The organism is Paramaledivibacter caminithermalis DSM 15212 (assembly GCF_900142245.1).
GTDB lineage: Bacteria > Bacillota > Clostridia > Peptostreptococcales > Caminicellaceae > Paramaledivibacter > Paramaledivibacter caminithermalis.
Window position 1 is genome coordinate 25,243 of the sequence record NZ_FRAG01000002.1, and the last position, 11,615, is coordinate 36,857.

The 11,615-nt window shown below is 29.9% G+C and carries 10 protein-coding genes; all 10 read left to right on the plus strand.

Annotation, left to right across the window (positions count from 1 at the left end):
- The first annotated feature begins 189 nt into the window (after positions 1–189).
- The 10 genes from BUB36_RS01100 (at position 190) to BUB36_RS01145 (ending at position 11,586) form a co-directional block, all read left to right on the plus strand.
- Complete coding sequence (locus BUB36_RS01100) at positions 190–459, plus strand: ACT domain-containing protein (RefSeq protein ID WP_073146544.1); 270 nt, start codon at positions 190–192, stop codon at positions 457–459.
- 20 nt (positions 460–479) lie between these two features.
- On the plus strand, positions 480–1,838 hold the full coding sequence (locus tag BUB36_RS01105; RefSeq protein WP_073146545.1) for a PFL family protein: 1,359 nt from the start codon (positions 480–482) through the stop codon (positions 1,836–1,838).
- Positions 1,839–2,100: 262 nt separating this feature from the next.
- Positions 2,101–3,105, plus strand: a complete 1,005-nt coding sequence (locus BUB36_RS01110) for a tripartite tricarboxylate transporter substrate binding protein (protein ID WP_073146546.1) — start codon at positions 2,101–2,103, stop codon at positions 3,103–3,105.
- Between the two features lie 132 nt (positions 3,106–3,237).
- Positions 3,238–3,669: a tripartite tricarboxylate transporter TctB family protein gene (locus BUB36_RS01115; protein WP_073146547.1), complete on the plus strand. Its 432-nt coding sequence runs from the start codon at positions 3,238–3,240 to the stop codon at positions 3,667–3,669.
- 35 nt (positions 3,670–3,704) lie between these two features.
- A complete protein-coding gene (locus tag BUB36_RS01120; RefSeq protein WP_073146548.1) occupies positions 3,705–5,201 on the plus strand; it encodes a tripartite tricarboxylate transporter permease in 1,497 nt (498 codons plus the stop codon).
- A 207-nt stretch (positions 5,202–5,408) separates the two neighbouring features.
- On the plus strand, positions 5,409–6,071 hold the full coding sequence (locus BUB36_RS01125) for an MgtC/SapB family protein (RefSeq protein ID WP_084111575.1): 663 nt from the start codon (positions 5,409–5,411) through the stop codon (positions 6,069–6,071).
- Positions 6,072–6,408: 337 nt separating this feature from the next.
- Complete coding sequence (locus BUB36_RS01130) at positions 6,409–7,110, plus strand: response regulator (protein ID WP_073146550.1); 702 nt, start codon at positions 6,409–6,411, stop codon at positions 7,108–7,110.
- An 8-nt stretch (positions 7,111–7,118) separates the two neighbouring features.
- On the plus strand, positions 7,119–8,891 hold the full coding sequence (locus tag BUB36_RS01135; protein WP_073146551.1) for an ATP-binding protein: 1,773 nt from the start codon (positions 7,119–7,121) through the stop codon (positions 8,889–8,891).
- A 35-nt stretch (positions 8,892–8,926) separates the two neighbouring features.
- Positions 8,927–9,424, plus strand: coding sequence for an AbrB family transcriptional regulator (locus BUB36_RS01140; RefSeq protein WP_073146552.1), 498 nt, complete (start codon positions 8,927–8,929; stop codon positions 9,422–9,424).
- Between the two features lie 419 nt (positions 9,425–9,843).
- Positions 9,844–11,586 (plus strand): copper amine oxidase N-terminal domain-containing protein, encoded by a 1,743-nt coding sequence (locus tag BUB36_RS01145; protein WP_073146553.1) that lies wholly within the window; start codon positions 9,844–9,846, stop codon positions 11,584–11,586.
- Positions 11,587–11,615 lie beyond the last annotated feature (29 nt).

Here is an 11,615-nt window from a genome sequence, read left to right on the forward strand (position 1 = left end):
ATTTGAAAAACCTTTGTAAATTAAAAATCTTTGATTTAACTATGTTTTCCAGAGACTATTTCATTATGATTTAGTCTCTTTTTATTTTTATAATACATAGGAAATTATAAATTTATTGCTATTATGGATGAAATAATTTCCACTATGTGCTTAAGCAATTAGATGATTTGATAAAGGGAGGAAAATATAATGAAAGCAGTTATTACAGTTATAGGAAAGGATAAAATAGGTATTATAGCAAAAATTTCAAAGGTTTTAGCAGAAAACAAGGTAAATATTCTAGACATAAGTCAAACTATTTTACAGGATTATTTTACCATGATAATGATTGTTGAGCTTGAAAAAATGGATATCAATTTTATTGAGTTAAAGGATAAGCTTCATGATGCTGGTGAAAAGATTGGTATGTCCGTTAAGATACAGCATGAAGATATATTTAATGTGATGCATAAAATTTAATAGTAGGAGATGAAAATATTATGGGTAAGTTTAATAATATAATAGAAACAATAAAAATGATTGAAAAAGAAAAGCTTGACATTAGAACTATTACAATGGGAATATCACTATTAGATTGCTGTGATGCAGATGGCAAAAGAGCTAGAAAAAAGATATATGATAAAATAACTAGATATGCTGAAAAACTAGTTGAGGTTGGAAATAATATTGAAACTATGTATGGTATACCTATTATAAATAAAAGAATATCTGTAACTCCTATTGCATTAGTCGCTGGAGCAAGCAATGATGACAATTATGTAGAGTTTGCAAAGACCCTTGATAAAGCAGCAAAAGCTGTCGGGATTAATTTTATCGGTGGATTCTCAGCCCTTGTACAAAAGGGTTACTCAAAGGCAGATAAAATACTTATAGAATCTATACCCCAGGCTCTTGCAGAGACGGAAAGGGTGTGTTCATCAGTAAATGTGGGTGATACCAAATCAGGTATAAACATGGATGCGGTTAGAGATATGGGAAAAATAATTAAAAAAACAGCTTATTTAACAAGGCATAGCAATAGCATAGGATGTGCAAAGCTGGTTGTATTCGCAAATGCAGTTGAAGATAATCCATTTATGGCAGGAGCATTTCATGGTGTCGGAGAGGCAGAGTGTGTAATAAATGTTGGAGTAAGTGGGCCTGGTGTTGTTAAGGCTGCCCTTGAAAAGGTAAGGGGAGAAAGCTTTGATGTTGTATCCGACACCATAAAGAAAACAGCTTTTAAGATTACAAGGGCAGGTCAATTGGTGGCTATGGAAGCTTCAAGGATGTTAAATGTTCCCTTTGGAATACTTGATTTATCTTTAGCACCAACCCCAGCCGTTGGAGATAGTGTTGCAAGAATTTTAGAGGAAATAGGTATTGAAAGCTGTGGGGGACATGGAACAACTGCAGCATTGGCACTTTTAAATGATGCTGTTAAAAAAGGAGGCATAATGGCTTCATCCCATGTAGGAGGATTAAGCGGAGCCTTTATTCCTGTAAGTGAAGACGAAGGAATGATTAATGCAGTAAAAGCTGGTTCCCTTAATATAGAAAAGCTGGAGGCAATGACATGTGTTTGCTCTGTGGGGCTTGATATGATTGCAATACCTGGAGATACGCCCGATAACACCATATCAGCTATTATAGCCGATGAAGCGGCAATAGGAGTTATAAATAAGAAAACTACTGCTGTAAGAATAATTCCTGTATATGGAAAAGGACTTGGTGATGAAGTGGAATTTGGAGGACTTTTAGGAAGGGCTCCAATTATGGCAGTTAGCAAGTTTTCAAGTGATAATTTCGTAATGAGAGGTGGAAGAATACCTGCTCCTGTGCATAGCTTTAAGAATTGATTATGAAACATAGGGTTAATTTAATGACCATGTTGAACTAATTATGCCATATATTTTAAATTAAAATAAAATCAACTTTAAATGAAATTATTTAAAGTTGATTTTATTTTCGAAATATTTTAACAAAATCATTGACAAAATATTCTAAATATGATAGCATTAACATTAAATTAATATAATATTAATATTTCATTAACACAAAATTAATATAACGTATCTTTCTTAATATTATATTAATAAAGAAATAGAAAGGAGAAAAAATATGAAAAAACTCATAGTCGTCATTTTAAGTTTATTTTTAGCTTTAAATTTTGTTGCTTGCTCATCGAAACAAGAGTCGGAAACAGGAAGGGATGCAAATCAAGAAACTTCACCAGCAGATAAGTTTCCTGAAAAACCAATAGAGGTTATTGTTGCCTATAAAGCTGGAGGGGGTACTGATAGAGGCGCTCGTGTTTTAACAGCAGCGGCACAAAAAACAATTGAACAGCCATTAGTAATTATTAATAAACCAGGTGCAGACGGTGAACTTGGTTTTACTGAACTTGTTAATGCAAAGCCTGATGGATATACAATTGGTTTTATTAATCTTCCTACCTTTGTTAGTTTACCTCTTAGTAGGAATACTAAATATACGAAGGATGACGTTGAACCTCTTATGAATTATGTGTATGATGCTGGAGTTTTAGTAGTTAAGGCTGATAGTCAATGGAAAACATTAGAGGAGTTTATTGACTATGCAAAGAAAAATCCAGAAAAAATAACTATTTCTAACAATGGAACAGGAGCATCAAACCATATAGGAGCAGCTCATTTAGCTTATGAGGCTGATATTAAAGTTACACATGTACCATTTGGTGGAAGTAAGGATATGCTTGCAGCATTAAGAGGAGATCATGTTAATGCTACTGTTGCAAAGATAAGTGAAGTTGCAAATCTTGTGAAAAATGGTGAGTTAAGACTACTAGCTTCATATACTGAAGAAAGATTAGTGGATTTTCCTAAAGTACCTACATTAAAGGAAAAAGGATATGATATTCAATTTGGTTCTGCAAGAGCTTTAGCAGCTCCAAAGGGAGTACCTAATGAAATACTTGAAAAATTACATAATATGCTTAAGGAAACTATCGAATTACCAGAACACATGGAAGCAGCAAAAAATTCAAATCTTCAGATTAAATATATGTCACCAGAAGAGCTTCGGACTTTTATGGATAAGCAAGAAGCTTACCTAAAGGAAATAACTACCAAATTAGATTTAGACTAGCATTAAAGTAAAGAGATGAATTTTCTATTCATCTCTTTTAATTAATAATTATTTACTCAAGTAAAATTATATGTAAAACATAAGTATTCATAATACCTAAATTTTTACTATTATTTTTAAGGAGGGCAAGAAATGAAAAAGGCAGATATAAAATTAGGATTTACTACAATGGGAATAGCTATAACATATTATTTATTAACCTCCCAAATTCCAGAAAAGGCAGCATTTTATCCTAAGTTTGTAGCTATACTTTTATCAATACTGTCATTAATTTTCTTGGTTAAGACAGCAATGACTAAATATGAAGATAATGGCAGAAATCTTTTTGAAGATATGAAGGTCAAACAGTATTTTTTTGTTATTTCAGTTTCATTCGTTTATGTAAGTCTTATTAATATACTTGGCTATTTTGTATCAACCTTTATTTTTATAATTATATGTCTTTTAGGATTAAAGACTAAAAAGTTATACGCTTTTTTAACAACTATAGGATTCTGTATTTTTGTTTTTATAATATTTAAAATCTTGCTAAGAGTACCGTTACCTAAGGGATTTATATTTTAGTTAAATAACATAATAGATTGATAGAGGTGGAATATATGAATGATATATTATATGGATTTATTAACGCATTAAGTTTTACTAATGTTATTGCAGCGTTTTTGAGTGTTGCTGCAGGGATTTTAGTAGGAGGGTTACCTGGACTTTCTGCAGCTATGGGAGTAGCTCTTTTGATTCCAGCAACATTTACAATGCCCACAGAAACAGGACTTATTGCATTAGCAGGTGTATATTGTGGAGCAATATTTGGAGGTTCTATATCAGCTATTCTGATTCATACACCTGGAACTCCAGCTGCAGCGGCGACGGCGATTGATGGTTATCAACTTACCCTTAAAGGAAAGGCTGGTAAAGCCTTAGGAACAGCAGTTATATCTTCCTTTGGTGGAGCTTTAATAAGTTCTATTGCCCTCTATTTTTTCTCACCTTTACTTGCTAAGCTAGCTCTAAAATTTGGACCAGCAGAATATTTTTGGCTTTCTATATTTGGACTTACTATAATCGCTGGCGTCAGCACAAAATCTATTATAAAGGGTTTAATTTCAGGAACTTTAGGACTTATTATTTCTACAATTGGAATGGATCCTATGCTTGGAAGACCTAGATTCACAATGGGAAGTATGAATCTGATATCGGGAGTACCATTTACAGCTACTTTAATAGGGTTATTCTCTATGTCACAGGTATTAATTCTTGCGGAAAAAGCTATTAAGAAAGTTGCAAAGGCTAATGATTTTGATGACAAGGTTATACTTTCAGTAAAGGAAATAAAACTCTTAATTCCAACAATTTTTAGATCTGGAGTCTTAGGAAGCATCATTGGAATACTTCCAGGAGCAGGAGCAACAATTGCTTCCTTTGTTGGGTATAATGAGGCACGTAGATTTTCAAAAAATAAAAGTGAATTTGGGAAGGGAAGTATTGAAGGAATTTGTGGTGCTGAAGCTGCAAATAATGCTGTAACAGGAGGATCTTTAATCCCTACTTTGACACTAGGGATTCCAGGAAATAGTGTAACAGCTGTTTTGCTTGGGGGCTTATTAATTAAAGGATTACAACCAGGACCTGATTTATTTACAACCCATGGGAAAGTAACATATACATTCTTTGCAGGATTTATTATAGTTAATATATTCATGCTTATATTAGGATTATTTGGTTCTAGATATTTTGCAAAAATTTCTCGAGTTTCAAATAACTATTTAATACCAATAATCTTTGCCCTTAGCGTTGTAGGATCATATTCTATAAATAATAATATTTTTGATGTATGGGTAATGTTTACATTTGGAATTATTGGGTATTTGTTTAAAAAATTTGGTTTAAACCCTGCAGCTGTGGTTCTAGCCCTTATTTTAGGACCAATAGGAGAAGCAGGATTGAAAAGAAGCTTGATGATGAATCATGGTAGCTATACAGCGTTATTTAAAAGTCCATTAAGTTTCATTCTTATAATATTAAGTATAATTTCGATATTTTCACCGATGCTTATGAATAAATTACAAAGAACAGAGGAAAGGGTTGATTCAGTGTAAAGCTTTGAAAATAGTATGGATAAAGAAGCTAGAAATTACTATGTTTACATGTTGTAAAGGATAGTTTTATAATATAGGAATTTAAGTAAAGACTTTAATTTATACACGTCCAAAACGCCTAGGAACACTGCGTATTTGTACATGTATAAATTAAGTTTTACTATATAAATTCTATATGCTTTATCAAAATAAAAAAGGATGTTTCAGATGATTACAAATAATGAAATTATATTTAGACTTGTATTGGCCACAATATGTGGAGGATTGATTGGCATAGAAAGAGAATATCATAATAAGGCAGGTGGCTTTAGAACACATATTCTTGTTTCAGCAGGTTCAGCTCTTATTATGTCAATATCTATGTATGGGTTTTTAGGAGGTGATCCAGCTAGATTAGCATCTCAAGTTGTTAGTGGTATAGGCTTTCTAGGTGCAGGAACTATAATGAGGGAGAAATCCAATGTCAAAGGACTAACAACTGCTGCAAGCATATGGGTAACAGCTGGGATAGGACTGGCTTTTGGAAATGGATTTTATCTTGGAGGAGCTATAACAACAATTATAGTACTATTTTCTCTAATGGCCCTAGGTTTTTTTGAACATAGGTTGCTTAGTAAAAAATATAATATTATTGAAGTAACTTGCAAAGAAAGAACGGGACTTATAGGAGAGATAGGAAGTTTAATGGGAAATAATGATATAACAATTAAAGATATTAAATTCAATGATAGGCAAATAAGTGAAGATGGTGAAGTAATTAATTTTGCTTTATCTGTTAAAACTCCTGTAAACATAGATAGAGAAGAGCTAAGAGGAAAAATTGAAAAGATAAAAGGTATAATAGAAGTCAATATGTATAATTTAGGATAATTCATAAAATTATAAGAGATGTCTTTATAACTTACGTGAAAGCTAAGGTTAACTTATAAGACATCTCTTTATTGAGTTAATTGAATACTTTAATGCAAATAAATTTTTACTATAAATAATTTCAAAAGCTTCAAAGCTATGTCGTATTATTCTACTAAGTGAGAAGTTAGTAAATTTTGAGGCAATTGTTTTTTTTATTTTTCTAATATTATATACTATAGATATACAGATAAAAAATAAGTATTATAAAATGTTTTTTATTAGAAATATTATACTTATTTAAGTAGTAGTAAAATTTATATAGAAATATACATATTAGATGTTAAGAGGGATTAAAATGAGAAAAAGAAAGATTCTAGTTCTTGATGATGAGATTAATATTATTAAGCTTTTGAAAATGAATTTAGAGTTGCATGGCTTCGAGGTAGAATATGCATTGACAGGAAAAGAAGCAATTACTCTTGCAAAAACGATAAAGCCAGATTTGATGATAGTAGATTTAATGCTTCCAGATACCGATGGTTTTGAAATTTGTAGAAATATCAGAATGGATAATGGGCTTAGACATATACCTATTATCATATTGACTGCTAAGGTTGAAGAAACTGACAAGGTAATAGGTCTAGAGTTAGGTGCAGATGATTATGTTACAAAACCTTTTGGAGTAAGAGAATTAATAGCAAGGATAAAAGCTGTTCTTAGAAGAGTTGGTGGGAAAATAGAAATGCAAAATGGGTCGGAAAATATAATCAATATTTATGATATAGAAATTGATTTAGAGAAATATATTGTACATAAAAATAATAAAAAAATTGATTTAACATATATGGAGTTTAAGCTTTTAACAATATTTGCCCAAAATAGAGAAAAGGCTATGTCAAGGGAATTACTAATTAGCAAACTATTGGGAGAAGAAAGCTCCACTGATCCAAGAACTATTGATGTGCATATAAGGAATTTAAGAAAGAAACTCAATTCAATTAAACCTGAAAATGAATATATAGAAACCATAAGAGGGATGGGTTATAGGCTAAAGTAGGAGGAATTATGAAGAAAAAAATACTTTTAACCTATATTATTTTACTTTTAATTAGCACATTGATAACGGGAGTGATTTTTAGTGGTTTTGTAGAAAATCACTATATAAGTAAGTTGGATAAAAAGCATGATGCAAATATAAAACTGATAGAAGATATTCTAATTTTAATGGGAAAAAGAGAAGAGGGTATTAACTATTTTAATCTTGTTAAAAGACTTTCAAAACGTTTTGGAGAGAGGATAACCTTTATAAAAAGTGATGGAGAGGTAATAGCTGATTCTTTTAATAATAGTATTATTTTTGAAGATTTATCTAAAAAGCCTGAGATAGTAAAGGCCAATCTTGGTAAAATTGGAAGGGTTAAAAGGATAGATCATTTAACAGAAGAATTAACTTATTTTTCAGCTTTTCCTCCTATTGAAATAAATAATGAGGAAGTGATAATAAGAATTTCTTCTTCAATAGAAGAGATTAGAAAAATAAATAAGCTTATTTTTGAGTATAACATTGTAGCTATATCATTAGGACTTATAATAACCTTCTGTATAGGATATTTATATGTGGATCGCATTGTAGAACCTATAAAGGAACTGACAATTGCGTCTAGATTAATTTCTAAAGGATTTTATGTAAAGAGTGTCAATGCAAATACTAAAGATGAAATAGAAGATTTAACTAATAATTTTAATATTATGTCTTCGGTTATAAAAAGTACCATAAAAAAATTAAACACAAAAAATAGTGAATTAGATGCAATACTGGCTTCTATGTTAAGTGGAATCATTGCCGTTGACAATAACAATAATATTCTTCTATTTAATTCTGAGGCTGAAAAGATATTAAATATAAAATATGAAAATATAATACATAGTAATATAGATAATATTTGCATAAATAAAGAGGTTATTAAGGCAATAAATAGAACTAGAGATTTTGACGAAACTGTAAATATTGAAATAGTAGACAAGCAAAATGAAGAAAAGAAGATACTCAAAATACGTACTACAGTGATTAAAAATGATTTAAATAAAGAAAGAATTGGGGTATTATGTGTATTGCAGGATGTAACAGAAAAAAGGAAACTGGAAAGAATGAGGCATGAGTTTGTGTCAAATGTTTCCCATGAACTTAGAACTCCTTTAACATCAATAAGCGGCTTTGTAGAAACATTGAAATTATGGAAACAATTGGATGATGAAAATATTAATGAAATAATTAATATAATGGAGATAGAAAATTTTAGATTACAACGACTTATAAATGATATATTAAAGCTATCAGAAATAGAGAATATTATAGTACAAAGAGAGAATGAAGAAATTAATATAATTAAAATTATTGAAATCGTAAAGAAGACTTTAGAACCAATGTATAAAAGTAAGAATATCGATTTTTATACTGATATTGATGACTTTGATTATGAAATTAAGGGCAATAAAGATTGGTTTTATAATATGATATTAAATCTTTGCAGTAATGCAGTAAAATATACTAATGATAATGGTTTCGTAAGAATTAAATTACATGGAGATAGAGAAAAAATCGTGATTTCAGTAAAGGATAATGGTATTGGTATACCAGATGAAGATAAAGAAAAAATCTTTGAAAGATTTTACAGAGTAGATAAATCTAGAAGCAAAGCTGTAAAGGGTACGGGCTTAGGACTGGCGATAGTAAAATATGTAGTTGAAAGCTTTGATGGAAAAATTTTCGTTAAAAGTACCCTAGGAAAGGGGTCAGAATTTATTGTAGTTATACCTAATTTTAAGTATAAGGCATAGATTTTAAAACAATGAAAACTAGGGGATGCAGTTTTATGGATAGGATAATATATACACTTCTTATAGCAGGCGCTGGAGGTTATATCGGAATAAAGCTAAGAATACCCGCAGGTGCGTTAATAGGTTCTATGGCTTTTGTGGCAATTTACAATATTTACACTGAACAAGGCAATATTCCTACAAATTTTAAATTGGTTGCTCAAATTGTAGTCGGAGGAATGATTGGTCTTAATTTTACAATGGAAACAATTTCGGGTCTAAAAAAGCTAATAGTTCCGGCTTTAATTTTAGTAGTAGGCTTAACGCTCTTTAGTATATGTTTAGGCTTTATCATCCATAGATTAACAGGATTAGATTTAGTAACTTCTTTATTTAGCTGTTCTCCAGGAGGACTTACAGATATGACATTGATATCTGAAGCCTATGGTGCCCAAACCCACAAAGTAGCTTTATTGCATTTAATAAGGCTAATAACAGTTATAACTGTATTACCAATGGCTATAAAGCTATTTTCACAATTTGTTAAATCATAGATACCTAATCAAGCTTAAGATTATTTTAAGAAATAAGGTCTATATAAAGAGATAATTTCATTCTATTGTTGGTTGCCTATATATATAGATATCCAATAGTAAAATTTAATTTATACATACTAAAATATCCAGAAATTTTAAGGATTTTTGATGTGTACAAATTAACTGTTTTACTTGAATATCTATAAATTAGAGTAATTATAAAATGTAATTAAATATTAAGAATTATGATGAAAGCAAGACATATTGCTATAAGTAGAATCTATTTTTATTTTATAAATTCTTTTTTATTTTTGAAAACATTGATATATGTGTTAAAATTTAATATGGAGTAGTAATAATTAGTAAAATATAAAGATATGGGATTAAGGACATACTTTATATTTTTAAAATATTTGTAGACTAAGGGAGGAATTAACTTGAAGTTTAAAAGAAAAAAAATTGCTAAAAATCTTGTTGTTACTTTACTTTTAATATTATTAATGGGATGTAGCGTTGCCTTTGGTGTTGGCTATAGTAAACAAATAACAGCTTATTTTTATAACATACAGGTCAAGCTTGATGGAAATCCTTTGAAATTTTCAAATGAACCGTTTATCTATAATGATAGCGTATATATTCCATTAAGGGATGTCTCAGAAAATTTAGGGATAGAAGTTAAATGGGATGGGAATACCAAAACTGTGTATTTAGCTAAAAAGATTACTACTCCAAGCTATAACAATTATAACAATAGTTATGAGAGCTACTATAAACAACAATACACCTTTATAGAGAAGAAAAGTATTAAGGATATTCAGAAGAAATTGAATGATGATTATGAAAAATATAAAGATGGAGAAGAGGATTTAGAATTCAAATATTCCTTAGATGAAAAATCACGCTATATTAAAGTAGAAATAGAAGGTCAAAATTTTAAACGAGATTCTTCAGATTGGAAAAAAAGAGATACAAAGGACTTTAGAGATTTTATAGAGGATATCGTAAAGCTAATAAAAGACGATTTTGAAAAGGACATTAAAATCTTTGTATATGATGAAAAGAACAAAGAGGCTGGAGAATATGAATATGATGAAGATAAGAAGGAATTCAAAATAATCTCTGAATATGGCGAAACAGTTGGGCTTGAAGACATGGAAGATGAACTTGAAGATGATTATAAAGAATATACAAAAGGGAAAGAGGATTTTGAATTTAAGTATTCTTTAGACGATAAATCAGATTACATAGAGGTAGAAATGGAAAGTAACGATTTTAAACGAAGCTCTTCAGATTGGGATAAAAGGGATACAAAGGATTTTAGAAAGTTTGTAAAGAATATTGCAGAGAAAGTAGCAGATGAATTTAATAAAGATGTTGAAATACAGGTAAAGGATAAAGACAATAAAATTGCTGCAAAATATGAATACGATGAAAGCAAAGATGATTTTGAAGTGAAATATGAAGAAGGAACAGTAGATGAAGAAGATGATGATGAAGACCTTTCTAGTTTAGAAGATACACTTAATGATGATTTTGAAAAATACGAGGATGATAATGAAGATTTGGAATTTACATATTCCTTAGAGAAAAAAAATAACGAAATTAAGGTAGTAATGAAAGGTAAGAATTTCGAAAAAGATTCTTCAGATTGGGAAAAAAGAGATAAAGAAGATTTTAGAAAATTTGTAGAAGATGTTGCAGAAAAAGTTGCAAAAGAATTAGATGAAGATGTTGATATATATGTAAATGATGAAGATGGTAAATATATTGCTAAATATGAATATGATGAGAGTAAGAAGGAATTCACAGTAAAAGATGAACCAGGCTCAGACGATGATGACGATAAGAAGAGTATTGATGATGTAGAAAAAGAAATTAAGAAAAACTATGATGAATATACTGATGGCAAAGAGGTCTTAGAATTCAAATATTCTTTACAAAAAAAGAGTGATTACATTAAAGTAGAAATGGATGGTAAGAATTTTAAAATAAACTCTTCAGATTGGGAAAAAAGAGATGAAGATAAATTCCAAGATTTTGTGAAAAAGATTGCAAAGGATGTAGCAGAGGAATTAGAAGAAGATGTTAGAGTATATGTAGATGATGAAGATGGTAAAGATGTTGGTAAATATTACTATTATGAAAAGAAAAAAGAATTTGAAGTTAAAGAAGAAAACTAAAATTACTTAATAAGAGCTAACACAAGAAA

Bases quoted from the DNA above. Each gene is read 5' to 3' on its own strand.
- BUB36_RS01100 (WP_073146544.1), top strand. From the start codon at position 190: ATGAAAGCAGTTATTACAGTTATAGGAAAGGATAAAATAGGTATTATA.
- BUB36_RS01105 (WP_073146545.1), top strand. From the start codon at position 480: ATGGGTAAGTTTAATAATATAATAGAAACAATAAAAATGATTGAAAAA.
- BUB36_RS01110 (WP_073146546.1), top strand. From the start codon at position 2,101: ATGAAAAAACTCATAGTCGTCATTTTAAGTTTATTTTTAGCTTTAAAT.
- BUB36_RS01115 (WP_073146547.1), top strand. From the start codon at position 3,238: ATGAAAAAGGCAGATATAAAATTAGGATTTACTACAATGGGAATAGCT.
- BUB36_RS01120 (WP_073146548.1), top strand. From the start codon at position 3,705: ATGAATGATATATTATATGGATTTATTAACGCATTAAGTTTTACTAAT.
- BUB36_RS01125 (WP_084111575.1), top strand. From the start codon at position 5,409: ATGATTACAAATAATGAAATTATATTTAGACTTGTATTGGCCACAATA.
- BUB36_RS01130 (WP_073146550.1), top strand. From the start codon at position 6,409: ATGAGAAAAAGAAAGATTCTAGTTCTTGATGATGAGATTAATATTATT.
- BUB36_RS01135 (WP_073146551.1), top strand. From the start codon at position 7,119: ATGAAGAAAAAAATACTTTTAACCTATATTATTTTACTTTTAATTAGC.
- BUB36_RS01140 (WP_073146552.1), top strand. From the start codon at position 8,927: ATGGATAGGATAATATATACACTTCTTATAGCAGGCGCTGGAGGTTAT.